General features: G+C 42.6%; 23 protein-coding genes. 5 read left to right on the forward strand and 18 right to left on the reverse strand.

Annotated elements, in window-relative coordinates; genetic code table 11:
* Positions 1–48 precede the first annotated feature (48 nt).
* Positions 49–1,179, reverse strand: a complete 1,131-nt coding sequence (locus P2W71_RS25125) for a lactonase family protein (protein ID WP_276374176.1) — start codon at positions 1,177–1,179, stop codon at positions 49–51.
* A 140-nt stretch (positions 1,180–1,319) separates the two neighbouring features.
* Here P2W71_RS25125 and P2W71_RS25130 point away from each other — a divergent pair, with 140 nt between their 5' ends.
* Complete coding sequence (locus P2W71_RS25130) at positions 1,320–1,679, forward strand: hypothetical protein (RefSeq protein WP_276374177.1); 360 nt, start codon at positions 1,320–1,322, stop codon at positions 1,677–1,679.
* A 65-nt stretch (positions 1,680–1,744) separates the two neighbouring features.
* Here the strand turns inward: P2W71_RS25130 and P2W71_RS25135 are convergent, their stop codons facing one another.
* The 14 genes from P2W71_RS25135 to P2W71_RS25200 form a co-directional block, all read right to left on the reverse strand.
* The gene (locus P2W71_RS25135) at positions 1,745–2,230 is read right to left on the reverse strand and encodes a hypothetical protein (protein WP_276374178.1); all 486 of its coding nucleotides are present in this window, start codon (positions 2,228–2,230) and stop codon (positions 1,745–1,747) included.
* Between the two features lie 109 nt (positions 2,231–2,339).
* Positions 2,340–3,518 carry a DUF4249 family protein gene (locus P2W71_RS25140; RefSeq protein WP_276374179.1) on the reverse strand — a complete coding sequence of 393 codons (1,179 nt, stop codon included), beginning with the start codon at positions 3,516–3,518 and terminating at the stop codon, positions 2,340–2,342.
* A gap of 3 nt (positions 3,519–3,521) precedes the next feature.
* Positions 3,522–5,867, reverse strand: a complete 2,346-nt coding sequence (locus P2W71_RS25145) for a TonB-dependent receptor (protein ID WP_276374180.1) — start codon at positions 5,865–5,867, stop codon at positions 3,522–3,524.
* A 245-nt stretch (positions 5,868–6,112) separates the two neighbouring features.
* Positions 6,113–6,493 carry a PH domain-containing protein gene (locus P2W71_RS25150; RefSeq protein ID WP_276374181.1) on the reverse strand — a complete coding sequence of 127 codons (381 nt, stop codon included), beginning with the start codon at positions 6,491–6,493 and terminating at the stop codon, positions 6,113–6,115.
* A 53-nt stretch (positions 6,494–6,546) separates the two neighbouring features.
* On the reverse strand, positions 6,547–7,008 hold the full coding sequence (locus P2W71_RS25155) for a hypothetical protein (protein WP_276374182.1): 462 nt from the start codon (positions 7,006–7,008) through the stop codon (positions 6,547–6,549).
* A 47-nt stretch (positions 7,009–7,055) separates the two neighbouring features.
* Positions 7,056–7,958, reverse strand: a complete 903-nt coding sequence (locus P2W71_RS25160; RefSeq protein WP_276374183.1) for an alpha/beta hydrolase — start codon at positions 7,956–7,958, stop codon at positions 7,056–7,058.
* Between the two features lie 154 nt (positions 7,959–8,112).
* A complete protein-coding gene (locus P2W71_RS25165; RefSeq protein WP_276374184.1) occupies positions 8,113–8,649 on the reverse strand; it encodes a DUF4112 domain-containing protein in 537 nt (178 codons plus the stop codon).
* Between the two features lie 256 nt (positions 8,650–8,905).
* On the reverse strand, positions 8,906–9,658 hold the full coding sequence (locus tag P2W71_RS25170) for a TerB family tellurite resistance protein (protein ID WP_276374185.1): 753 nt from the start codon (positions 9,656–9,658) through the stop codon (positions 8,906–8,908).
* A gap of 155 nt (positions 9,659–9,813) precedes the next feature.
* The gene (locus P2W71_RS25175; protein ID WP_276374186.1) at positions 9,814–11,073 is read right to left on the reverse strand and encodes an OmpA family protein; all 1,260 of its coding nucleotides are present in this window, start codon (positions 11,071–11,073) and stop codon (positions 9,814–9,816) included.
* Between the two features lie 175 nt (positions 11,074–11,248).
* Positions 11,249–12,361: a hypothetical protein gene (locus tag P2W71_RS25180; RefSeq protein WP_276374187.1), complete on the reverse strand. Its 1,113-nt coding sequence runs from the start codon at positions 12,359–12,361 to the stop codon at positions 11,249–11,251.
* 230 nt (positions 12,362–12,591) lie between these two features.
* Complete coding sequence (locus tag P2W71_RS25185) at positions 12,592–13,077, reverse strand: YdeI/OmpD-associated family protein (RefSeq protein ID WP_276374188.1); 486 nt, start codon at positions 13,075–13,077, stop codon at positions 12,592–12,594.
* 72 nt (positions 13,078–13,149) lie between these two features.
* Entirely contained in the window at positions 13,150–13,443 is a 294-nt protein-coding gene (locus tag P2W71_RS25190) for an RNA polymerase alpha subunit C-terminal domain-containing protein (protein WP_276374189.1), read from the reverse strand.
* Positions 13,443–13,868 carry an SRPBCC family protein gene (locus tag P2W71_RS25195; RefSeq protein ID WP_276374190.1) on the reverse strand — a complete coding sequence of 142 codons (426 nt, stop codon included), beginning with the start codon at positions 13,866–13,868 and terminating at the stop codon, positions 13,443–13,445. The genes P2W71_RS25190 and P2W71_RS25195 overlap by 1 nt, the downstream gene beginning before the upstream one ends.
* A 418-nt stretch (positions 13,869–14,286) precedes the next feature.
* Positions 14,287–15,933, reverse strand: coding sequence for a DUF4038 domain-containing protein (locus P2W71_RS25200; protein WP_276374191.1), 1,647 nt, complete (start codon positions 15,931–15,933; stop codon positions 14,287–14,289).
* A 180-nt stretch (positions 15,934–16,113) separates the two neighbouring features.
* Between P2W71_RS25200 and P2W71_RS25205 the strand changes: the two genes are divergently transcribed.
* The gene (locus P2W71_RS25205) at positions 16,114–17,034 is read left to right on the forward strand and encodes an alpha/beta hydrolase (protein ID WP_276374192.1); all 921 of its coding nucleotides are present in this window, start codon (positions 16,114–16,116) and stop codon (positions 17,032–17,034) included.
* A 31-nt stretch (positions 17,035–17,065) separates the two neighbouring features.
* On the opposite strand, the gene P2W71_RS25210 is transcribed toward P2W71_RS25205, so the two are convergent.
* Positions 17,066–18,904, reverse strand: a complete 1,839-nt coding sequence (locus tag P2W71_RS25210; RefSeq protein WP_276374193.1) for a type II CAAX endopeptidase family protein — start codon at positions 18,902–18,904, stop codon at positions 17,066–17,068.
* Positions 18,905–19,140: 236 nt separating this feature from the next.
* On the opposite strand from P2W71_RS25210, the gene P2W71_RS25215 reads away from it, so the two are divergent.
* Positions 19,141–20,475 carry a glucoamylase family protein gene (locus P2W71_RS25215; RefSeq protein ID WP_276374194.1) on the forward strand — a complete coding sequence of 445 codons (1,335 nt, stop codon included), beginning with the start codon at positions 19,141–19,143 and terminating at the stop codon, positions 20,473–20,475.
* Positions 20,476–20,722: 247 nt separating this feature from the next.
* Positions 20,723–21,340 (forward strand): DUF1080 domain-containing protein, encoded by a 618-nt coding sequence (locus tag P2W71_RS25220; RefSeq protein WP_276374195.1) that lies wholly within the window; start codon positions 20,723–20,725, stop codon positions 21,338–21,340.
* A gap of 20 nt (positions 21,341–21,360) precedes the next feature.
* Here the strand turns inward: P2W71_RS25220 and P2W71_RS25225 are convergent, their stop codons facing one another.
* Positions 21,361–21,864 (reverse strand): hypothetical protein, encoded by a 504-nt coding sequence (locus P2W71_RS25225; protein WP_276374196.1) that lies wholly within the window; start codon positions 21,862–21,864, stop codon positions 21,361–21,363.
* Between the two features lie 30 nt (positions 21,865–21,894).
* The gene (locus P2W71_RS25230) at positions 21,895–22,257 is read right to left on the reverse strand and encodes a VOC family protein (protein ID WP_276374197.1); all 363 of its coding nucleotides are present in this window, start codon (positions 22,255–22,257) and stop codon (positions 21,895–21,897) included.
* Positions 22,258–22,427: 170 nt separating this feature from the next.
* Between P2W71_RS25230 and P2W71_RS25235 the strand changes: the two genes are divergently transcribed.
* Positions 22,428–24,875, forward strand: coding sequence for a CehA/McbA family metallohydrolase (locus tag P2W71_RS25235; RefSeq protein ID WP_276374198.1), 2,448 nt, complete (start codon positions 22,428–22,430; stop codon positions 24,873–24,875).
* Positions 24,876–24,891 lie beyond the last annotated feature (16 nt).

Below are 24,891 nucleotides of genomic sequence, written 5' to 3' on the forward strand. Positions count from 1 at the left end.
CAAACTTTCAATAAGGCTACAGGCGAATTACAACAAGAATAATACTTGCTATTTTCCTACCTCTACAAATTTTAAACATACCGGTTTATGCAATTCAATCTTTTTTCCGGTCGGCGTGAGTAAGCCAGTCTTTGAGTCGCGTTTAAAAATCACAACATCATTACTGTTCTGATTGGCTGCCAGCACAAAGTTACCGGTAGGATCAATCGCAAAATTGCGCGGTGTTTTGCCCAACACCGATTGCCGTCCAACGGCGGTAAGCTTACCTTCCTTGTCGATCGAATAAATTGATAACTCATTGGCCTCACCACGATTGGAAGCATATAAGAATTTGCCATCGGGTGAAACATGAATATCAGCCGCGGTCATATCACCTTTGAAATCAGGATTCAGCGCAATGATCTGTTTCTCTTGAAGCTTTCCATTCTTAAAATCAAAGGCGGCCACCTGGGCGACTAATTCTAACGCCAGGTATGCATACTTGCCGTTAGGATGAAATGTGATATGGCGTGGGCCGGCACCTGATTTTACCGCAGTATATGGCGATGCAGCAGGCGTGAGCGCCTGAGGTTTCGTAACATCAACGTTGTATTGAAAAACTTTGTCGGCACCTAAATCCGGCACCAAAAGATACCGATTGTCCGGTGACAATACAACGGAGTGGACATGCGATTTGTCCTGGCGTTCTTTATTGACACTTCCGCCTTCATGCTTGATGTTCTGTGCATTGGAACCAAATGATCCATCTGCGTTCAAAGGTATCGAAAGTAAATTTCCGCCAGAGTAGTTACCAACAAAAACAAACTTCTTTTTCTTGTCTACCGAAATATAGCAAGGATGATCCCCTTGTGATGATACACTATTTAGAAATGTTAGTTTTCCCGTGGCTGCGTCAAAAGAATAAGCATGCACACTCGCCTTCTCTTGACCACTTTCACTTACAGAATATACATTTTTTTTATCTGCACTAATGGCCAGGTAAGAAGCATTTTCCAGAATGGTTGTTGGTTGTGCACGTTGGAATTCACCGGTTTGTGAGTTAAACTTATACACGTCAATACCATTTGTTTTCCCTTGGTTAGCGTACGCGCCAACCAACAAATAATATTCTTTGCCGGTTGTTTGCGCTATGGCTGCAGAGATAGAAAACATAAGGAAAATAATTAGCGTTGTTTTCATAATTAACCAGGGCTCTATATTTTACCCTCCTGTAAACTTCATACTTTTTAGTGATACTCTTTTAACCACTGATGTATATTTTTTAAAAGTTACAACTTTTCAGTCGACGCCGTTGTCCATTTAATACCAAATCCAAGCTTATGAAGTTATCTCAATGGTATATCGTTGTTCCTGTACTTTTTCTATCATGTTCTGACGACGGACATCTCAATACTTGTGGCGTAGCAGACCCCGCGACTGAATTGCAATGGTTAAAAGCAGAAATTGAATATAACAGTCAAACCGGGTCGCTGTATGCAGACTACATCATTTATCATACCATCTATAAAGGCCGGCGTGTGTTTGTGTCTTTGTTGTGCTGCCCGGTATGCAATACTTCCCCGCCGTTAGTCAGAACCTGTAGTGGCCGCTTAGTCGGGGCAATAGGCGACGACATCCCCTCAGATATTCTTCGAAATGCGCAGGTCATCTGGCGAACTAATAACGGTGTGTGTCCTTAGCATCAACTTTCCGAGGAGATTGTTATTATGGATCGAAATCGTGGAACGAATTCCGGTAGCCGTCGCTATTCATTAATTTTTATGGAATTGAAAAATTTATCAAGCTTCGACTGATCCATTTGGCCGTTCAACGCCCACAATTCAAATTGATATAACCGTTTGTTTAATAAAATAATACGCTTAACAATTTTCACATTGTCGGATTTATCGAACCTTTTGATATAGGTGATCTCTCTTCCGGGGTGTTTTTTGATATGAATATCTCTTTGCGACAAGAGTTTACTATTGGTAGCGGCATCAAGCGCGCCTTTAATAAATCCAGCATAAATCTTGTCCTGTTGCTCTGAAGAGGACGTCGTATGCAAATCGATTTTCAGATCAGTATAGGCCGCGTTGTAAACAAACTTATCCGTGCTGTACATGTAGTAAACTTTGTCTGACATCGCACTCCTTTCTGGAGAACCAGGAAATATTATACTAATCTTGTTGTCAATATTGACGCTTGCGTCGGCAATTCTCAAAACCAGCCAAATCATTAACATTCCTTTCATCGCTGCAATTTTTTTGGTCCTACTGAATAACCTGAGAGGTAGAAGAAAGGTTTTAGTGTGTCGTTTAAAACTGCTGCTGGTTATAACATGAGAAAATACTACTTGATTTTCAGTTGATAACCTCAAATTCAATATCGGATGGTGTAATCCAGCTTGCATTGCTGACAAAAATTTTCCCGGTAATGGCGTTGCGCGGAACTAACACTACGATTTCATTCGGCGTAGTTCGAACTGGAGATGCGTAAGTCAGAGCCCCCGAAGCAGTAAATATTACACTCCCATAATGAGGCGATACGTCCAAAAAATTTTCTCCAGAAATAACAACCGTATCCAGTGGCGCTGCACGAAGTGGCGAAATGGACGTAATAACCGGTCGAGGCCTTGGTTCGCCTGCAAAATAATGTGATGCACTAAAGCCTGCAAAAATACCGAACCCATTGTCGATGTTATTATAAACATTGATGGGTTGCGCGAATGGGTTGTCGGAAATATCCTCTTGTAACCTTCCCGTTGTTTTGTAATTATAATAATCTTTGCTAAGGGTGCGGATAGTTACGATCACGTAGGAATAAAAATCCATGACCTGTCCCTGAGTAGTAAAAGATATGGCTCCATTGCCGTTTGTGAACAGGACGTCTTTTATGAAAATACCATCGAAGCCGCTGTACTCGTTGCTCCGTACAGAAGGATCGTTGGTCGCCATACCCAAACGGAACCGATGTTTCCGAATCTTTGCGGTCTCAAAATCTATATAGTCGGATTCGCCCTCGACGTAGATTTGATAAAAGTTCTCCACGAGCGGATCGTCCTGGAATTTAACATGAAATACATCTTCTGGATACCCTTCCGATGATGCACCCTTCGTAACCTGGATATCTGTGATAAGCGTTGGCAAAGGAATATAAGAATGACTTGTAACATCGGGATAACCTGGCGCCGTAGCTTTTATTTCATAACTTTTACCCGGCACAGGCTTACCTGTATCAGCTCGATAAACGCCATCACTCAAATGCATTAATGTGTCCACTGCTGCCCCGGCATGATAAACTACAATGAGCGCGTTTTCAATTCTTTGCTCATACAACGTATCGAGTATGTGTTGGTTGGCGCTGAGTGTAGCGGCCCAAACACTGTCAGTATTAAAAAATGAATTGAGCACCAACTTTTGCTGTTCGAAGGGGACATCAATATCTACCGTTAGTTCACAACTCGTGAACAGAACAAAAAGAAAAAGTGCTGCATACTTGTGAAAGAATACCCGTTGAGTATTTTGAATACACATTTTCATATCTTAAAACTTGAATCGATACGCAATGGAAGGAATAATCGGAAACAGACTGTATTGAACAAATTTGGGTTTACGCCCACCCCCACCTGTAATGTCAATGAAAAAAGGATTCTGACGACTGTAGACATTATACGCACCGATGCTCCACGAACGTTCCCCCCATTTGGTTTTCTTAGTGGTTGTGTAGCTCACATCAAGCCGATGATAAGCGCGCATACGGAAACTGTTCCGATCACCATAATATTCATAATTTCCTGTGCGCGAGTTAGGTGATGGATTTTCAGAGGCCGCAGCGTACAATGATTTCGGTAGCGTCACTGCAGATCCACTTCCGAAAACCCATGTCATCGAGAATTCTCTGTTCGGTCTCCACTCGTACACCGCTGCTACTTTGATGTCATGACGCCTGTCATATCGATATGGAAAACGTCTCCCTTCATTTAGATTTTCAAATTTTCTGTAAGTCCACGAAAGCGTGTAACCAATCCATCCACTGATCCTTCCGGTTTTCTTCTGCATAAAAAATTCCGCACCATAACTATTCCCCTTTCCCGTTTCTATTTTGGTCTGCCAATCACTTTCCACATTCAGATAGTCAGCACCTTCCCTGTATTCGATGAGCCCTTCCATTTCTTTATAGTATCCTTCGACGCTAAATTCATAGGCGTTCTTGTAATTATATGCTGCACCCAACGAAGCTAAATAAGAATGCTCAGGCCTTACTTTGGAGGTTGCAGGAACCCATAAGTCGGTGGGCAGGCCAATGCCTGCATTGCTGAGGAGATGGATATACTGCGTCATCCGTGCATACGATCCCTTTACCGAAATATCAGGTGTTATTAAAAACCTTCCCGAAACTCTCGGCTGCAATGACTTATAAAATCGACTCTCCACAACAAATCCTGATGCATGTATTCCTGCATTAATTTTCAACCGGGGTGACACCATAAAATCATCTTCTGCATATACAAAGAATTCTTTTGCATGGGTGACTTGCGCGCCAACGGTGGTATCTTGGGCGTCGGTAGATTTATAGCTAAGAACTCCCGGTGTAAACCGATGATCGATCAACTGTCCGCCAAACCGGATAAAATGATTCGGATTGGGTACATAGTCCAGGTCTGCTTTTAACGCAAAATCGCGGATACCCGAGCTATATTCCGAGTGGTAGAATTCACTGATCGTAGTATCTGGCGATGTTGTCGTTTCTTTGGATTGGGCATTCACCAAAAATCTATACCGACTATACGTAGCCGTTACGTTGCTGAACAACTTGTTAGTAATGATTGAATTCCAACGAAGTGCCGTTGTAATATTACCCCATCCTAACCTAAGCGCTTCCTCGTATTTGGAATTATTGTCGCTCCCTTCGTTGTCATATTCAGATTTCGCAAAGGCCTTGTCATTTCCCGAATAGGCACTCAGGTATATTCGGTTTTTGTTATTAATGTGGTGGTTTATCTTTGCATTTAAATCATAAAAGTAATACCCGGCACGTTCATCACCGTCAGAAGCAATTCTGATTAACGGACTGGCTATTGCATCGATATAGGTCCGACGTCCAGAAACAATATATGAAGTCTTGCCTTTAATGATTGGGCCTTCAAGTGTAAGCCGTGATGCTACGACCCCAATGGAACCTTCACCTCTGAATTTATTCACGTCACCTTCTTTCATGTTGATATCAATCACGGACGATAATCGGCCACCATATCGCGCTGGGAATCCACCTTTGATCAACTCCACTCGGTTGATTGCATCCGCATTAAAGACAGAAAAGAATCCAAAAAGATGGGATGCATTATAAACCGGGACACCATCCAGCAAAATTAGATTTTGTTCCGGACCTCCTCCGCGCACATACAATCCGCTGGATCCCTCCGAACCTGACTGCACACCGGGTAATAATTGCAAGACTTTAAGAACATCAACTTCACCAAGAAATGCAGGCAAAGATTTAATTTGCTGAAGTGGCACATCGATAGTTCCCATCCGCGTACTCTCCTGAATCCTGTCTTCTGCTTTTCCTTCAATAACGATTTCTTTCAACGTAGACTCGTATACGAGCCCGATATTAATGGTAGTGTCACGGGAAAGGAAAAATTTTAATGAAACTGGTCCGTATCCAACATAGGAAACACGCAAGTAAACTAAGTCCCGAGATTGCGTAAAACTATAGAATCCATATGTATTGGTCGTGGTTCCCTGCAGCGTCTTCGGATTGAAGATAGTTGCGCCTATCAGTGTCTCACCTGTTGCATTATCTTTTATGGAACCATCAATTGTAAATTTCTGCGCTTGCGCATAACAAGAAAGCAGGCCAAAGATCAGGCAAAACAACGATTTCATATAAGGCGTTAGGTAACCATGGATGAAACGTGCGTTAGAATAGTTTTAATATATGCGGTGAGCAAATATTTTCACACCAAGGTTATCATAGAAGTTTGGGCGTGCCCCTGCCCGCCGCACGATTCCTACCCACGGGTCGGGCTATCCGTTCCAAGTCCGGCCAACACTCCTGCCCCACGCGCTTCGGGCTTTCCACTACTATCCCTCACGCGCTTACAACTGGCAATAATTCACCTTGCAGACTCTTACATTAACACATGGTGGGCGAGCACCATCTGTACATCATAAACATTGACTGATTTGTTAAACTTCTTTTTGATGCTAGGTTGTACTTCGCTGGAAATCCAAATTTTTAGTTCAGCATCCAAATCAAAAGTACCGGCGGTCTCAATACTAAATCTTGAAATACTTTTATAGGCAACCGAGAGGTACTCCGTTTTACTTCCGGTAAGGCCTTGCTTGTCGACCAATATCAGTCGCTTGGAAGTAAAAATGAAAATGTCTCTTATTAACTTAAAACCTAATTCGATTTCTTCACCTTCTAACAACAATTTTGCGTAATCCTTCTTTAGTTCGTCTTGGCTAACTGCTCCCGCGTTGCCTAACAATGCTGAAAAAATTCCCATAAAGTTTTGTAAATTTTAATACTTCACCCCTAACTATTTATAATGTGGATTCTTTAACTCTTCACCCTTGTATACTTTTCAATATTATATCTTTCAACGTTAAGATTTTCTATTTTTTCAACACCGCGTTGGGTTAACGTGTCACCATCAATGTTAATGGTAAACTGAAACGTGTGTCCCTCCCACTCACGATGATTACAATATTCCAGGTATTCGGTGTACTGATCGCCTTCTAAAAGATACCTGCCTCCTCCCGCAGAAAAAATCGCCGTTGAATCTTTCTCTTTTTTCAAATCGTGGTTTAAGAATGAAAAATGTGTCTCATTGATGATCTTGATCATGGCTTGATCCTTGGTGTAGTCGGTAACCGTTGTGTCTCCATTTTCAATAAGCGTACCGGTAACTAACTGCCAGGTGCCTTCAATATTAAGATTGGTGCCAGTTGGTTTATCGCCCGACGAATTGCACGAGACGATGATAACAAAAACCAAGCAATAGACGAATGTGGATTTCATGAAGACAATCATTTTGTAATTTGGTTGAATAAAAATTTCTCGAGCCATCACTTTAACTGGGTTTTTAAAAACATTATCACTTTCGTCCTTATTTCGTCGGTGTCAAACATTTCTCCAAAGTGAGGTGCGTCTTTAACTATAATAAGTTCATTCTTTACTTTGGCCAAATCCAGGTACGACTTCAGTAGATAAGAGTGTGTCAGCGGCACTTCTGCATCTTTTTCTCCATGCACAATTAAGAAAGGAGGATCGTTGGCATCGACATATGTTACCGGGCTGGCCAACTTACTAATATCTGGCCGGAGAATAGGAGAACTACCCAGTAATATACCAATTGGATTGTCAACCTCATCGGGTTTCGCCATACCAAAAAAAAGCATGAAGTCAGATGGACCATAAAAATCTATAACGGCTTTTATCTTGAATGAATGCTTCTTCGACTGAACATGGAATTCAGGGACGGCATTATTCGAAGAGAGTCCAAGCAGCGATGCAAGGTGACCACCCGCTGAAAAACCCATCAGCGAAAATCGACTTTTGTCCAGCTTGTACGTTGCAGCATTGCCAAAAAGAAATTCAACCGCTTGATAACAATCCTGAATTTGTGCAGGAAATATTCTAGCCGTACTAGGACGATAATCAATGGAAGCCAGCGCAAAACCATTACGCAATATTGCATTAATGGTATTTTTCATGTAGCCCATGTCTGCGTATTTATCACCATGCATCCACGCCCCACCATGCACCCAAATCACCAAAGGAAAATTCGATCCTCCACCCGCTGGAAGATATACATCCAATAAATGCTTTTTAACGGTATCACTTGCATACGGTATATTTTGATGAAAGATGGTTCCAGGAGGAAAAGCGCTTTTGACGCTTTCAGGCTGCGAAAAAACCAACGAAGAATAAGAACATATTACTATCAAACATCCAAACCAGTATTTCATTGACGAGTTTCCTTTAGTGCCTAAATATAATAGTTAAGCGCATGGAAAAAGGGATCGTCAATTTATTTTACAGAAACACACGAACCATTGACCTTGGTGATAACAAAGAAGATAGAACACAACTTAGCAATGAACAGCCTTGGATGTATTGGTCTCACAAACCACAAATGGTTATATCAGTCCCACCAGTGTTCGGGTAAAAATTAAAAATCAACTCAAAAAGTTTGTACACACCGTAACACGCGGCAACAACCACGATCATTGCCATGACCGCGACGAATGCTAAAAGCCCGTTGCCGGAGCCTTGATGTTTCCCTTCAAAATAGTGCTCTCTTAATAACTTAACATTCCTGTCATTTGCCCTGTAAAAAATATCGAAGACAGTTCCTATCACTGGAATAGCGCCGATGATCGCATCCAGTGTAGAATTTAAGATCATTTTGATCACCACATTCCGGCTCGCACCTTGATTATGCATGGTATAGATAAGTGCTGCTGAAATCAGATAGGTTATTAAATCTCCGAACACAGGAAACAAACTGAGCAAAGGATCAATCCCAAACCGGATGTTTGTACCCGGAATCAGAAATCGCGAATCCATCCATCTCGCCAGCCGCTCAATCCACTGTATGTCGGGTGAACTGTAATTCGGAATTGGTTTCGCTTTCAATACTTGGACTTTTGGCTGCATGTATCTCGTTTTAGTTGGATAAAGATGTAAAACAATGCCAGCTTTTATAAGGCGTTTCGTGACGCTAAAAAGATTTTGCGTTTGGAATTTGAGGAAACTTTGCCACACTCGTGTTGCCTTCAATCGTATTTCTCAATTCACTTTTGGACTTATGAATTTGCATATAGCCGAACGTAAAGTAGGGGTTGGGATGTAGAATAAAATAGAAAAACCGTTCCTGGAGTCGAAACGGTTTTTATAAGTGATTTTACGCGTGTTACTTAAATAACTTTCCTAGCAATCCGCCCATGCTTTGGTTGCTTCTGCTTTTACTTAGTCCTGATATCAAAGAGCCTAACCCTCCCATTCCTCCCGGTAGTGATATTCCCCCACCAGCGTTACCACCCAACATTCCACCAAGTACACCACCCGCTAGTCCGCCTGCACCTTTTCTCCCTCCGCCAAGCATTTTCCCCGCAAGACCTCCCAGTAGCATCGGGCCGAGGAACCCAAAAATGCCTTTGCCCATCGCCCCTAAATCAATACCGGCATTTGATAACTTTTGTTGCATGCCAGACGATTGCAAGAAATCAGGTTTGGCTAATTCCTCGGCGTTATGAGGTTCATCTCCAGCCTTGTTTACCAATTGATCAAGAACTGAAAATTGAGTCTGGGTTACGTTCAAATACTTAGCTACTTTTTCAATATTTCCTTTTTCCTCTTCTGTATAGCTTTGATCAGCTTTTGCCAAAGCCATTAGATCTGTAATAAGACCGTATCTTAAATTGCTTTCTTTCAATGCATCCAGGCACTGTTTCAAGTTTTGCCCAGAGGTATCTTTAGCTGCCTCGATGATGTTCTGCTCCTCTTCGGGCGAAATGCCAGCAGCATGAGAAATTTCGCGTAAATGTTCCAGTTCATCGGCATTTGCCTCGCGGTCTGCCGTGGCAAGCGCTGCCAGTGCGCCCAGATACGCAGCCTTTTCATGCTGGGAATATCCGGTTAAAAGGGTTTCTGATTTAACTTCCATATTTTCAGTTTAGGTTTAAAATACAATCTCAAACATCTAACACCCCGCGAAGCGATAGGTTTAACAAAGCACCCATTTCACCTAACTATTAACCAACCTTACCACCGACAACCTTATTACAGATTAGATGATTACTGATAACCTTTAAACCCCAACTACTGCTTAATAAACTCAACCCTACGGTTAAGCGCTTTATTAGATGGTGTATCGTTCGCCGCGACAGGTTTTGCTTCACCATTACCATCGGTTTCTATTCTGCTCCCGTCAATTCCGAAAGATGTTACAAGTTCTTCTTTGACCGAAGCGGCTCTTCGTTTTGAAAGATCAAGGTTGGCAGCGTCTGCACCATCGGCATCCGTGTGACCAACAATTTTGATTTTCACATCCGGATTTTCACTCAAGACAGCTGCAATCTCTTTTAGGGTGCCATAAGATTCAGGTTTAACCACCGCTTTGTTGACGTCAAAATAAATTCCGTAGCTAACGAGTTTGCCTTCCGTTAATAATTTATTCCGCATGTCAGGTGCCCCTACGGCAATTCGAACATTGCTCACCATGGCTGCGCCTCCTTCAAAACGTATTCTGTCCATCTTTACGCTCGACACCGGAAATGCCCTTGGAAGATCGAACAGCTTGTCTTCGTTCTGATACACCCTGACCCTAGCCTTTTGAACCCAAATAGACATGTGATATTTTTTTCCCTCTGATTGGTAGTATTGCTTTCCTTCTTTAAAGCCATTCAATCCAAGATCATTTCCTTCGTCACCGTTGATATAGGTTCTGTACCCAAGCCGGCCGAAATATTCACAACCTATCATGAGACCAGCTTTTCCAGGAACACTCCCATGATCGTACGATTTTACATTAATGGCTTGCATCAATCTAAAATGATAACCCGCCATACCACCTTCTTCGCCTTTAATGGGAACTACATCAAATTCTATTGTATAGTTATCCGGAAGGTTTAACAATCCATCCGTCCAGATTGCATTGACGGTGCTGAACTTCATCCATTTACCCAAATACAAGTTTGTGGTAACAATCTCTGCCGAACCATTTGTGTTCCACAATGCGGGGAAGTCGCCAATGTTATCTTGCGAGAAATCATCATAAAAAATAACTTTTTCCCCCGGTATAAAATCGAACTTTGAGTAAGCTTGCAGTGACGGAACTGTATCCGATTTTGCCTTAGCTTGACCGGTCGTTTTTACTTGTTCTTCTTTCGGCTCTTCAGTTTTCACTTCCTTTTCCTCGGGTTGTTCCTCCTTCTTAGAAGCGTCTTCAGGAATTTCCTCAATTTTTTTCTCAATTACTTTATTGGCTTTTTTCTCTAACGCTTTTTTTGGATTGATGATTTGAGCGTTAACATGTGTAAAGAGAAAAAAGGTAGCTAGACAAATGATGAATACTCTCATAATTTTAATTTTAAACAAAGTTGACGCGTGGTAACCGCTCAAATGTTGATCCTTATCATATGGATGTGTGATTGTTATCATGAAATCGCGCTGATGGTTGTCACAAAAAAAACTTCCCGAAAGTAAACTTTCGGGAAGTTGGCCTGAAGGGATAAACGCCTTAGCTGTTATTGACTTATTGACAATCCATGAATTGATAGGACGTTCTATAGGAAGAAGTTTGAACACCATTTTTATCCAACGTCTTGACAATAACATCGATGGGAAAATTTCTTGCATTGTAGTCGTTGGTATAAATCGTTGTTGATGACACCTCCCATTGTCCGGTGGCACTCGCACCATAGTAAGTTGACTTGGTCAGGTTATGCTTAGGCGCATACTCAGGTTGTGTATGTGGCACGGTGGGGTGACCTTTATATTTTTTATACATCAATAGAAAGGGATTTTCTTTCGTATCAAATTCATTCGTCCAGGCTGAAGATGGTTTCGCATTTATATGGCGTTCAGTTCTGATGTTGTCACCTTCAGCGTTATATTCATACCGCATTTCATCAGTAGATCCACCTCCAAAAGTTTCAATTGACTTGGTTAACCAGCCTTGGGTATTAAATTCAAGGAAAGGAGAAGTTGAATTTCCATACATGTCCACGCGTGTCATTTTTTGAAGTTTATCACCGTTCCATTCAAACTTCGTATATGAATTATCATAAGTGGTGCTGGCCTTTGTCACCCTTCCATCGGTGTTGTATTCATAAGTAAAATTATAATCCTTCACTTTACCATTGTTTGTAGTGGAATGTGTTTCCTTGGATAAACGATCATTTTGATAGGTGTATTCAGACGAGCTGCTCTGTGCGGTTGCAACGCCATCCCTATCTGTGCTAGCATATTGCATTACAGAACTAATAAGGAAGTCGTTATCATCAAATTGTCGACTGGTGGAAGAAGTCGAATTAGCAGTTTTGCCATCGCTGTAAGAATACTTATAGGTAGCGCTCATACTTGTTTGATTTCCTCTTTCATCGTATCCATAGTTAATGGTATAAGTATATGTGTAGGTAATAGTGGCGCTTTCCCTGCCTGTACCACTGGCAGTCTGTGTTGTTACCTTACAAACACTGGGCACTACTGGCGGCGGTGTGGTCGGACCCGGGCCGGCAGGAGCTGGATCGTCATTTGAGCTACAGGCGGCCAAAAAAGACACTGCAGCCAAAAGAACGATGCATAAAATATTTTTTCTAAGAAAGACTGATTTCAAAACATATTGATCAGCGTCGGTGGTTTTCATAAATGGTATTAATTTTTTTATCAAAGGTATCGGCTGAGGTGACGTCTGTCTATAACCTATTTAGGTGCGCCGATAATGAATAACACTCGCGGAAGGCAGGGATGCGGAAGGGCATAATTATAAATAAAGAAGCTGGAACGACGAAATCAGCTGAAGGTTATACCGAAAACCCTGCCCCTTTTCGTTGGAAGAAAAATTGGTTACACTGGATTTTTACAACAGCCTTTTAGCTACAATTTTTCTTTGTCGTATAGCTTAAGTCCTTGCATCAACCGATTAATGGTTTTTGCGATTCTGTCAATTTTAGTTTCTTCTTTTTTCGCGGAATAAATCCAGTCGATGTAAAACTTACGCTCGCTCTCTGATAGAGAATTAAAAAATGACAACGCCTGAGGTTCATCTTGTAAACAAATCAACATTTCCTCGGGAACTTCCAACGGCTCGTTATCGGCATATAGTATAATATGGACAAGGTCACCTTCATCTTTCTTGATCTTCTTTCTGATCTCAGCTTTAACGGGAAGAAAAAGATTTCCATTACCCATAGGCATCAGGTGATATTTTTTGATCTCATAACCATCAATGGACCCTCTTACTTTCACCCAACCAAAATGAGCTTTCCTATCCTGAATTATCTCAGGTATGCGTGCAAACGTCCAACCGCCCTTACCATGAAATTTTTCAAGGCGATATTTTTTATTAACCAGGGGTTTCATCCAGAGGAATAAAGTGCTGAAAATTTACAGCAATCGGAGGACTATTTTAAGCATGAAACACACAAATACCAATCATCCTTTAGAAAAAGACAACCCTTGTGACGCTAACGCCTTACGAAGTTTAGGGATAGAGCTAGGTCCCATGCCATGCAGTTGCAAAATTTCAGATTCGCGCTTCTTGGCCAGTTGATGAAGGGTAACAATTCCTGCACCCTCAAGCGCGCGCCTGGCCGGGGCACCTAATATGGAAAGAAAGCCTTCATTAGGCTTTCTTTCCTTTTCACAGATCGGGCACGTAGGACAGTCACTGCTTTTGTAATATTGGTGCCCTTGCTTACAAGTTTTAAGGCGTCCCTTGGTTGACATTAATTCGCTTCCGTGTATTTTTTAAAATTGTCAAGAATAGCCTGCCAGCCACCACGTTGCATTTCAATCGGGTTTATGTTTTCCGGATCGAAGGTTTCGGTTACGGTGGTTTGATTGCCATTCCCAGAGAAAACAATTTTCACCGTTCTGCCATCATCGATCACATATTCTATCACTTTGTTGGGTACAACATTCGTATAAACACCTCCAAAATCGAAACTGAAACTTCCGTCTTTTGCGGCCATCGTCGTTTTAAATTTGCCATCCTTACGCAAATCATTCTCAGCATGTGGCGCATGCCAATCGTCAGATGGAAATGCCCAACGTGTAATGTGTTCTGGTGCAGACCAGTAAGCCCAAACTTTTTCTACTGGAGCTTTCACCACTGCTTCAACAGTGATGGCTGTTTTTTCTATTGTTTCCATTTTTTTCTGATTAGATGTTTGTTGATGAAGACAAAATTATCACAGCGATATGACATTGAAGGGGTGTAAATATGAAGTTTATACGGGCAGAATGCGACATCTTAACAGCAACTTCCAGCAGAATAAAATGACTATCAGAAATCTCAGACAATCGGTCGTGACAATCAAGACGGCCGAACCGAAAAAGTTGAAAAGCTAAAAAGCCCGCCAGGGTATGGCGGGCTTTTAGTCAGGAAAAAAATAAAACCTCTCTATGAAAACTGACAATACAAAACTACGCTCAGTGCTTCACAGAAAAATGCCGCTTTTCCATAAGATCATACAAGAGACTTTAATAGAACAAAAAATTGTGAACTGTGTATTTTCGGCCACATCTACCACGCGAAACTCGATTAACCAATCTTTCGGTTGGCAGCCGCTAAATTTTTCTTTCGCCAATGAATAACACCCATGGACTCTTATCCGGCGCTTTGTACACAAAGTCAGTTTCGGTTTTACCATCCTTCCATTCGCCTTTTTGCGGCTGGAACCACCTCACTGCAAGATTTTGCGGCACTGATTTAATTTTGATGTCCCCACCTTCCGGCAGATAGGCAACATAAAACTTCCCTTCTTTAGCAAGCAGCGGCCGGTTGCCTTCTGTGAGGTCCCATCGCTTCTCCATGTCAGCAAAATCATAACCTTCAAACGCTTTTGAAACAAAACCTACATATTGGCTTCCTTCCAAATTGATAGCTTCTTTCCAGGAAAGGGGTTGATCGGTCCATGCGCCCCACCCTTCTTCATCCGGCGTAAGCTTCCATTGCCATAAAGCTGCAGCACCATAAACCACACCCATCGTCCCACCATGCATTAATTGCGTCCATGCTTCCTCTCCCTGCCACCAACCGAGTCCCAGCTTTCCTCCACCCATCCCTTCGTAGGTAGGCTCTCCGTTAAGGACTGCCTTGACGGGCTTGTTTAAATACATTTCTTCCACCTTATAAGTGATGTGTTTGCCATCATGCCCGCTCTGCGCCCATTGAAAATCCAGCCACGGTTCATGCTGATGCGATCGGTTAAAATGAAAACATTTCGAGCTGTCGCCCTGGGCCCATGAAGCTAAATAATTGTCAGCAGGATTGTAATGAATACCAGTAGGCTGACCGTAGGCATCCCATTTTTCAACGGTTTCTCCTCCGGGTAGTACGCCTGGATCTTTTCCCGTTCCGTCAGCACTTACAAGCCAAAACGCCGGGTAACTTCCATAACGTGCTACGAGGTATTTACAATAACGCGCATACTCCCCAGGGTCAGCTGTAGTCCCTAACACGGTTTTACCTTTCCATCCGAAGCCATGAAAAACAGGCTGGTATACCGGAACAATTTCATGGGCAAGCAGAATTCCCATAAGCGAATCGAGGTACTGGAAATAATCTGGCTTCAATTTATTCAAATGTCCATCGCGCAAATCTTCGAATGCGCGGTCAAATCCTAAAACAGTATCACGCGATTCAGGACCCTCCGCATAACGGTCGGGCTGCACGGACATCAACAAAGCCGTGTTGAAACCTTTGCGTTGACGGTTTTTAGCATACTCATCGACCTGCTCTGGCTTCGCCCGGAAAGGGATACCCCATGGTGTATCCCCAACTACGAGGAAAGGTGTTCCATCGGCGTGAACGACATTTCTTTTTCCCTGAGACATCTTTAAAAATCCATGGCGCAAAAGTTTGTTGCTGCCTGAATAAGGCTCAGAGACAAGTTGCCCGCTTACTGCGAGGCCCACGTCATTTGAGGAAGATAGAATTTTCCATGACCATGTAGAACCATGGTCCGGAGGAGAAAATCTGACAATCCATTGTTGACCACCGTTCCAAAAAGCCGGCCGAAGCATCACGACGCCTTTTTCATTCTTGAACTCGGCCCACACGTCGATGTCCGTATAAGGATTCTCATATCTATTTTCAGCCTTAAGCGAAATCTCAAATGATGTCCATTGCTCCACCCGCGGAACGTCCTTCTCCTGCTGACAGCCAAACAGAAAGACAATAGAGGAAACAAAGAAATAAATCGCAAAGCGCATGGAATTAATTTTAGTAAACCAAGATAGACATTTGAAAAGACAACGCACTAAAAAATTATTCTAAATGAACCAGGATGCTACAGTACAGTATGGCTTGGAGCAGCATAGAATATTTCATCTTCCTCACTTACCTTAAAGACTAATAGTTTTGTTATTTTACGTACTCATAAATTTTTGCGGATGTTAAAAATCAGTCTAACCCTTCCATTGATACTGCTATTGATGAATACAATTTTCGCGCAAGACACTTTTCCCTTATACAAGGATAAAATCCCCAATAGCAAATCCACCGCGAACGAAGAAAAAACAGAGGAGCGAAATGGAATGACCATTGTAAGCAAAATTTCTGTACCCACCATTCGGTATTATCCCGCATCTGAAAAGACTTCAACAGGTGCAGCTGTTATTATTTTCCCTGGTGGCGGCTATTCGATAAACGCGGTGCGTCACGAAGGTTATGATATTGCAAAAAGATTTAATGAAGTTGGAATAACGGCATTTGTGGTGAAATACAGGATACCGGAAGATGAAACAATGGTTGAAAAAGAAATCGGACCGCTGCAGGATGCACAGCAAGCAATTAAGATGGTGCGTGAAAATGCGGCTGCCTATAAAATTGATCCCCAACGAATTGGTGTAATGGGCTTCTCTGCGGGAGGCCATCTTGCATCCACGATTGGAACTCATTACAGCGAATTGAAAATTGAAAATCCAAAAAATACAATACTTCGACCAGACTTCATGATCCTTATATATCCCGTCATAAGCTTTCAGGATGATATCGGACACCGCGGTTCACGTGACCGGCTTCTGGGAAAAAATCCAACGAAGGAAAAAATAGATTTCTATTCAAACGAACTTCAAATCACCAATGAGACACCACCAACTTTCCTCGTGCATGCGAGCGATGATTCAGCCGTACTTTCTATCAACAGTGTCAGGTTCTATGAAAACTTGCTAAAACATAAAGTACCAGCGGAACTTCATATTTATCAAGCGGGTCAACACGGGTTCGGATTGAACAATAAAACAACAAAAGACGATTGGTTTCAACGCTGCATAAATTGGATGGAATCAAACGGCTGGCTAACTAAAAAGTAGATTCGATAATCGTTCTTTCTTAAAAAATCTGTTAAGAACGCATCGTAATAAATAAAAATGCCATCAGATTATTTGCCATATGCATCGAAGTGCTTATGATTAAACCCTGTGATTGTTGGCGGAAATGCCCCGCTAGCATACCAAACGCAAAATAAAATACAAACAACTTCAGGTTTTGATGTACAAGTGCAAACACAAGCGATTGGAGAATATTTGCATACAAGAATTTCATGTTACGCTCGCATGCTGATAAAAAAATCCCCCGAAACAGCACTTCCTCATAAAATGGCACCAATATCACAACAAATAAAAACCCAAGGTAAGGACTGTAAAAGCTATTGATTGATATAATACTGTCGTTGATGGATGCAAAAACCGACGATCCATCTTCCAGACTGATACCGGCCTGATGAAGAATGCCTGCATACACAGCTAACCCAATCCGCAACGCAAAGGCTAATCCAATTCCAGTTCTGATCTGAATGGCACTGTTGCGCATCTTTGTAATAAAATTCGCGATGTCCTCATTCTTCAAAAAGGCCATAGTCACAACGGCCAGGCTGCTGAAAAAGAATAGTGTGGCGTTCGCCAAATGCTTACTGATTACTTCCCCCGCTTCGGATGTGATCCTTGAATTGAAGATGCCAATAAAGTCGTTGTAATTGAATAACAGATATGCCACAACGTCGCTCAACAACCAAAACGAGCACACCAGCCAAAATTGTCTGAGTCCCCACTTAAAAGTTGTTTCAGAGAAGATCTTTCCCCGTTGCCGCTGCCACATGCCATAATAGTGAATGGGTAGAATCCATAGATATGGAAGAACAAATGGAAGAACGATCAGCAATACCAACAAAAGGATCCGGCCGACATCTGAAAGCAGCCATCCGCTCAAAGGATTACTAAACGTCAATCGAAGCCGGTAGATCCCCACAGGATCGTTCCAAAAATCTTTCTCAACATACCGTTCGTAACTGGCTTGTACAGAATCTGCACTGGAGTACTTCAAATCATACTCCAATAATTTCTGAAGGCCAAGGAAACTCCAATCTGACGCTGATGCTTTCAAAAGGTACGGCCGGGCTTCTTCCCAAAGTCCATTATCAATCATGGCTTGACCCAGCGCACCGGCGTCCTCCATTTGCGCATTCTTTTTACTACTCATGCGAAATGCATCCATGGCTTTGTCGGGCACACCCAACTCCAGCAACAGCTTTCCTTTTTGGTTTAATGTCCAGGCCTCATCGGTAGAATCCATGCCGTTCAAGAGCGCATCGATGGCCTTGCTTTTTAATGACTGGTTTTTATACGACTCTGCTAACAATAAACTTAAATCGAGTGTATCGTTATGCGCAATAGCAAGTTCCCCAAACTGAGCGGCCTCCGCAAATTCTTCGTTGTAATGATATTGTTCAGCAAGTTGTTTGTACACTTTCCATGCATATCCTTCCCACAGCGATTCATTTTCCTTGCTCAGGTCACGCAGGTGCTCCAGGTGCATGGTCAACGAATCTCCATATAAAAATTCTCCCTGATACAACAGTGCCTCAGGGTTACCCGGAAACCGTTTCACAACGTCTGCTGCACACGCCTTTGCCTCTTCGTAGTTTGGGTTATATTCTTCGTACGAGTCATAATAAGCTTTATCAATAATACGGCATTTCTCAAGCTGAATTTCTATATCCGTCGGGTTGGCCTTGATGTGCGCATCAAAAGATGCAAGGATTTCCTTATACAAGGAATCTTTGGCATTCGTAAGTTTAGTAAGGTAGTGCTGATGATCCTTCAATAGAGATTGTTGCTGCGCATGGCCTTGTGCCATAAAAGCAAAAACAATTACCAAAACAATTAATTTCCTCAACGATTTCATAGATCAATGAAAGTAAAGGTAAAAGAAATTTCAGGTGATAGGCTTTGACAGCAAGTACCAATAACGGTTATGAGTCAGCTATGTAAGTTTTTTTTCAAGAATAATTGATTTTGTCTGAACAGATTCCATGATTTCAGAAAATCAACTGCCGCATCGGCTTATTATCTTCGAAAATGTATCAGAACGAATTACCTTAGCACCAACGGCATCTTAACACGTTTCACTAATTTCGCTTAATGACTCCCAGACATTTTAGAATATTTCCGCTGCTTCTCATCATCCTCATTGGATGTTATAAGAGAAGCACGGTAGTTGAACAACCACGCACGATCACCGACGACTCTTTATTGACACTGGTCGAGTACAAAACTTTTCAATACTTCTGGGATGGTGCCGAACCAACCTCGGGTGCAGCTCGGGAAAGATATCATGTCGACAATGTCTATCCCGACGATGACAAACACGTTATCACATCCGGAGGAACAGGCTTTGGTGTCATGGCTATATTGGTAGGTATTGAGAGAAACTTTATAACGCGTGCACAAGGCGTCGAACGTTTAACCAAACTGGTGGGGTGGCTGGAGAAAGCGGATCGCTTCCATGGTGCCTGGCCTCACTGGCTGAATGGAGAAACTGGAAAAGTTAAACCATTCAGCCCGGATGATGACGGTGGTGACCTGGTCGAGACATCGTATCTATTGCAAGGGTTATTGTGCGTTAGAGAATATTTTAAAGCCGGCAGTGAAAAAGAGAAAGCCTTGGCATCCCGGATCGATAAACTCTGGCGGGAAGTTGAATTTGATTGGTATCGGAATGGAAAGGATGTGTTGTATTGGCATTGGTCGCCGAAGAATCAATGGAAAATGAATTTTCCTGTCGAGGGTTACAATGAGTGTTTGATCCTGTACATTCTTGCAGCCGCCTCTCCAACGCATAGCATACCCGCCAACGTGTATCACGAAGGATGGGCACGAAGTGGTGGAATAAAAAATGATACTTCACATCAACAATACGGTTACCATTTAAGCCTCAAGCACAATGGTGCCGCCCAGTTTGGAGGGCCTTTGTTTTGGTCGCACTATTCTTTTCTGGGATTGGATCCGCGTAATTTAAAAGATGATTATGCCGATTATTGGGAGCACAACAAAAATCATACGTTGATTAACCGGCAGTATTGTATGGAAAACCCAAAAGGTTATAAAGGGTACGGTGAAAATTGCTGGGGACTAACAGCCAGCTATTCAATAAATGGATATGCTGCGCACAGCCCCGTTGAGGACCTTGGCGTTATATCACCAACGGCTGCCTTATCGTCTTTTCCGTATACACCAGACGAATCTATGAAAGTTCTCCGTCATCTGTACGACGATTTGGGAGAAAAAGTATTTGGCGAATATGGTTTTTACGACGCGTTCAGTGAACAATACAACTGGTACCCTACTCGCTACCTGGCGATTGACCAGGGTCCGGCTATTGTTATGATGGAGAACCATCGTAGCGGACTGATATGGAAATTGTTTATGTCGGCGCCGGAGATTCAGGTAGCAAAGGATAAGCTTGGATTTAAGTGAGGTCCAACGACGTTCTTTTGTTATTTGAATCACCTTTGTTTGTCAACAATCCGAAACCATAATCTTCAAGGGCAATACATTTTACCCTCCACCTCCCATAAACAACGTGCCTCTTGTCCCAACTGCATCCACTGTTAGCTTCACGTGCGTTAACTTTCTCATTCATGTGGCCGTGTGTGTTTATAGATTAAAAAAATCTCTTGCCACTGTTTCTACTTTACTGTAAGTTTAACAAAACTCATTACCTATGAAATCCTTTATCGCTTTTGTCGCCTCTATCGTTCTGGTGCTTACTATTTCTTCTATGACGGTCGCACCACAATCAGAAGGCTGGGTTAGTTTGTTTGATGGAAAAACCTTAAACGGATGGAAGGCAGCAGAAAATCCGGCAACCTTCACCGTGGCCGACGGAGCCATCGTCGTCTTCGGCAATCGTGCGCATTTATTCTACGACGGCCCCTTGAATAATCACAACTTCAAAAACTTTGAATTTAAAGCGCAGGTCATGACTACCCCTGGCTCAAACTCCGGAATTTTTATTCATACAGTCTATCAGGAAACAGGCTGGCCAACCAAAGGCTATGAAATACAGGTTAACAATACCCATACGGATTGGAGAAAAACAGGGAGTGTTTATGCCATTCAGGATGTAAAGGAAGCTCCTGCAAAAGACAATGAATGGTATACACAGCACATTATTGTGCAAGGAAAAAAAATTACCGTCAAAGTAAATGGTAAGGTGATCAATGAATACACAGAAGGTGCAGACGGCAGGTTATCCAGTGGAACCGTTGCATTACAGGGACACGATCCAAAAAGCAAAGTCTTTTACAAGGACATCATGATTAAACCGTTACCTGATTAAGTCTCCCCGTTTCTGCCGGATCAGAGTATCAAGAATAATATTGTCGCCGCGGGTACCACGAAGATTGCACTCATAATAATGGCCTTTAAGAAGGACCGAAAATGAAACCGCACATCTTTCCATCCACTGGCTCCTTCGGTTCCCGAAATGGGTGGATGTGCTGGATCAATTAAGAGCATGGCGATGCCGTCAATGACAATGAGATCCCATGCATGAACAATAATCCATATTGCATAAAGATGGACAAGGGTTGCAACCCACGACAGTTCATGTAACGATGTTTTTGCCATGTAAATTACCGACAGTACCGATAGCCCTGGAAGAATTACCAGGTATATCGGCAATAGCACGTAGTTTGTAATTCTCTTTTCCTGATCGGTTTTTGGTGCTGCCCGCTTGATGATATCGGGGGGCAGACTGTGCAACCAAAGCCTTGGCCATCCCACAAAAGTGATCATAACAAAAATTGAAAAGGGAATGCAAATCAGCAAACCATGCAAAAGGGTTGTTGTTAAGCTGATCATTTGTCAGGTATTATACCAACGCAAAACGTATCATCTGATTTCCTCACCGAATGTAATCTGATTCTCATTATTATCGACGAGCGAAAATTCTTTTTGCCCCCACGGCCGCGGCTCCAGTTTCCCGATGCAAGGAATATCACCAGCTAATGTTAACATGGCGTGAAGCTTGTCAATTTGAGTTACTCTTATGTAACACATGCCATCGTTGGCTGTCTCTTCCAGGTCAGGATTTAGGAAGAAATGTAATTCGATACCATCGCGGTATAGCATAAGGTAGTCTGGATAATCTGCTCCCACCTGTCTGAAATTTAACTTGTCAATATAAAATGATTTCGTAGCCGCCAGGTCTTTTGAGGGAAGTTTTGGAATCACAGAGTTGAAAAAAGAGGCCATGATTATTTTCTATTTAGGTTATTTGTTGGCGCTTGTCATTATCCACGTTGAGCACTACGGCTTCTGCTATCACATTATTCAAATCTAAAACCTGTCTTTCATTAATACTTGAAAAAATTCTACAAATCAACAAAGGCTTTTGCTAAATTCAACGGCATAAAGAAGAGCCCATGACCCGTTTCTTTCTTTGCTCCCTTTTATGCTTGTGGTGTCATATGTTTTCTGTTGCCCAACATGCGCACCATTCGAATCCTGTCGGCACTGCTGTTGACGATATTGAACCACAACCACTACTTGCGCATGCCATGCGGTTAAATGACGCCTTAACGTTATTGGGAAGTTCATTAGCAACCGAAGACCAAAGGCGCATCAAAGAATTGCAAAACAAATCGCTCACAGCGCAAACCTCGCGTGACATTCAGGCCATTCTTGATCCCTATTGCCTTGCCATAGTTGATATTAATCCCGAAGCCCGCGTCAAAGTTACCCGCGGTCCGGCAACAGCCACTTTAATGCAACACGGCTGGACAAGTTTCCTTGTGAAAATAAAAAATGATGCGGGTGTTACTGCGAAGCTGGTGGCCGAAAGTCCGAATGCAGCGCCCGTCTTGCATATTTCTACTTTTCAACCCTACACGAAGAAAGAAAATATCTTGACACAAGGTCAGGTTGCTAATCGCTTTTTAGAAATCCAGATGTTTGACAACAGGCCGCTAGCACCAACACTTTCGGGATTGGGATTGGAATATGCCGTCGTCCAAATTTACAGTAAGGATGCGGGGAAACGTGAAGCGGAAATCGGGTTTCATATTGGTGAGGGAAGTCAGGATATCGGATTCCGGTCTTCTGTGAACGTTCTGTTTAATGTTCTTCCTTCCGTTAAAGTTGTCTTCAATGTAAAAGATGATGATGGCTCCCCGACTACAGCATCTTTTATAATTACTGATGGTATCGAACGCGTTGTTGATGAATCCGCGAAAGCCTCAATCCGAAATGACATCGATTACCGTTTAACAAAAGCTCAACTTGAGTACATGGATGAATTGCGACCTGCAGACGATTATAAAATTCCTCCCAGATTAACTGGCATCTATCCCCTCCCTTCCAGAAGAGTGGCAGCGTATGATGAATATCCTGACTTCTTTTTCCAACCCCAGGTCTATCGCTCGCAGGGTGAGCATGTTTTACTATCACCAGGAAAGTATACGATCACATTTACACGAGGCCCTGAATATGTAACACAGACTAAAGAAATTGTAGTGCCGGAAGGTGTAAAAGAAATGACTGTATCGTTCGAATTAAAACGCTGGGTGAACATGGCTAAAATCGGATGGTATAGTGCCGACCATCATGTACATGCAGCCGGCTGTAGCCATTATGAAAGTCCGGAAGAAGGTGTGGATCCTGAAGACATGTGGCGACAGATTATTGGAGAAGACTTAAATGTCGGTGCCGTCTTGACATGGGGCCCGGGCTGGTACCACCAAAAACAATTTTTCACAGGAAAGGATCACCCATTGTCAACTTCAAAAAACGTAATGCGGCACGATGTGGAAGTTTCAGGCTTTCCGTCGTCGCATGCCGGACACGTTGTTCTCTTGAACCTGAAAGAGGACGACTATCCCGGCACCAGGAAAATTGAAGACTGGCCCAGCTGGACTTTACCGGTTTTTAAGTGGGCTAAGTCACAGCAGGCTTTAACAGGATATGCCCATTCCGGATGGGGTCTGCAACCAATTGAGAAAACTACTGCCTTGCCGAATTACGCCTTGCCCAAAATGGATGGTATAGGCGCCAACGAATACATTGTGACGGTGACTGAAAACGTTGTTGATTTTTTCAGTGCCGGCGATACACCCGCACCTTGGGAGTTAAACATGTGGTATCATACATTGAACTGTGGATTCAGAACCAGGCTGAGTGGTGAAACAGACTATCCATGCATTTATGATGAACGCGTAGGATTAGCCCGAAGCTACTTCAAACCCGATGGCGCCCTGAGTTATGATAGTTACATTAACGCAATCAAAACCGGACGATCCTACGTCTCGGAAGGTGGGTCGCATATTATCGATTTTTCTGTGGACGGACTGGAAGCAGGTACGCACAACAGCGAGCTGAATCTTACTGACAAAAAAGAACTAAAAATTACTGCAAAGGTTGTAGCACTGCTTTCTGAACAGCAGGATGAAGACGGAGAAATTATTGCTAAACGTCCACTCGACAAACAGCCATTCTGGAATATTGAACGTGCAAGAATTGAAAAATCAAGGAACGTTCGTGTTGAATTAATCGTAAATGGACAACCTGTTGACACTACAATAATTCTCGCGGATGGAACATGGAAAGATATCAGTTTTAACTATCCGCTCACGAGCTCCAGTTGGATAGCATTAAGAGTTTATCCAAGTGCGCATACCAATCCGATTTTTGTTTTAATGAACAACAAGCCCGTTCGTGTAAAAAAAAGTGCCGAATGGTGTCGTCAGGCAGTTGACCAATGCTGGAAAAACAAAAGATCAAATATTCGAGCCGCTGAACGACAAGATGCTGCCGTCGCATACGACCGCGCAAGAAAAATCTATGATTCCATTATTGAGGAAGCGTCTGCTCGCTAAGGCGATCAAAATGGAA

This window comes from Chryseolinea sp. H1M3-3, assembly GCF_029360725.1.
Classification (GTDB): Bacteria; Bacteroidota; Bacteroidia; order Cytophagales; family Cyclobacteriaceae; genus Chryseolinea.

Coding starts and splice junctions, on each gene's coding strand:
- P2W71_RS25125 (WP_276374176.1), bottom strand. CDS start 1,179: ATGAAAACAACGCTAATTATTTTCCTTATGTTTTCTATCTCTGCAGCC.
- P2W71_RS25215 (WP_276374194.1), top strand. CDS start 19,141: ATGACTCCCAGACATTTTAGAATATTTCCGCTGCTTCTCATCATCCTC.
- P2W71_RS25160 (WP_276374183.1), bottom strand. CDS start 7,958: ATGAAATACTGGTTTGGATGTTTGATAGTAATATGTTCTTATTCTTCG.
- P2W71_RS25135 (WP_276374178.1), bottom strand. CDS start 2,230: ATGAAAGGAATGTTAATGATTTGGCTGGTTTTGAGAATTGCCGACGCA.
- P2W71_RS25130 (WP_276374177.1), top strand. CDS start 1,320: ATGAAGTTATCTCAATGGTATATCGTTGTTCCTGTACTTTTTCTATCA.
- P2W71_RS25190 (WP_276374189.1), bottom strand. CDS start 13,443: ATGTCAACCAAGGGACGCCTTAAAACTTGTAAGCAAGGGCACCAATAT.
- P2W71_RS25230 (WP_276374197.1), bottom strand. CDS start 22,257: ATGGCCTCTTTTTTCAACTCTGTGATTCCAAAACTTCCCTCAAAAGAC.
- P2W71_RS25185 (WP_276374188.1), bottom strand. CDS start 13,077: ATGAAACCCCTGGTTAATAAAAAATATCGCCTTGAAAAATTTCATGGT.
- P2W71_RS25195 (WP_276374190.1), bottom strand. CDS start 13,868: ATGGAAACAATAGAAAAAACAGCCATCACTGTTGAAGCAGTGGTGAAA.
- P2W71_RS25200 (WP_276374191.1), bottom strand. CDS start 15,933: ATGCGCTTTGCGATTTATTTCTTTGTTTCCTCTATTGTCTTTCTGTTT.
- P2W71_RS25225 (WP_276374196.1), bottom strand. CDS start 21,864: ATGATCAGCTTAACAACAACCCTTTTGCATGGTTTGCTGATTTGCATT.
- P2W71_RS25140 (WP_276374179.1), bottom strand. CDS start 3,518: ATGAAAATGTGTATTCAAAATACTCAACGGGTATTCTTTCACAAGTAT.
- P2W71_RS25180 (WP_276374187.1), bottom strand. CDS start 12,361: ATGAAAACCACCGACGCTGATCAATATGTTTTGAAATCAGTCTTTCTT.
- P2W71_RS25145 (WP_276374180.1), bottom strand. CDS start 5,867: ATGAAATCGTTGTTTTGCCTGATCTTTGGCCTGCTTTCTTGTTATGCG.
- P2W71_RS25210 (WP_276374193.1), bottom strand. CDS start 18,904: ATGAAATCGTTGAGGAAATTAATTGTTTTGGTAATTGTTTTTGCTTTT.
- P2W71_RS25165 (WP_276374184.1), bottom strand. CDS start 8,649: ATGCAGCCAAAAGTCCAAGTATTGAAAGCGAAACCAATTCCGAATTAC.
- P2W71_RS25150 (WP_276374181.1), bottom strand. CDS start 6,493: ATGGGAATTTTTTCAGCATTGTTAGGCAACGCGGGAGCAGTTAGCCAA.
- P2W71_RS25170 (WP_276374185.1), bottom strand. CDS start 9,658: ATGGAAGTTAAATCAGAAACCCTTTTAACCGGATATTCCCAGCATGAA.
- P2W71_RS25235 (WP_276374198.1), top strand. CDS start 22,428: ATGACCCGTTTCTTTCTTTGCTCCCTTTTATGCTTGTGGTGTCATATG.
- P2W71_RS25155 (WP_276374182.1), bottom strand. CDS start 7,008: ATGAAATCCACATTCGTCTATTGCTTGGTTTTTGTTATCATCGTCTCG.
- P2W71_RS25175 (WP_276374186.1), bottom strand. CDS start 11,073: ATGAGAGTATTCATCATTTGTCTAGCTACCTTTTTTCTCTTTACACAT.
- P2W71_RS25205 (WP_276374192.1), top strand. CDS start 16,114: ATGTTAAAAATCAGTCTAACCCTTCCATTGATACTGCTATTGATGAAT.
- P2W71_RS25220 (WP_276374195.1), top strand. CDS start 20,723: ATGAAATCCTTTATCGCTTTTGTCGCCTCTATCGTTCTGGTGCTTACT.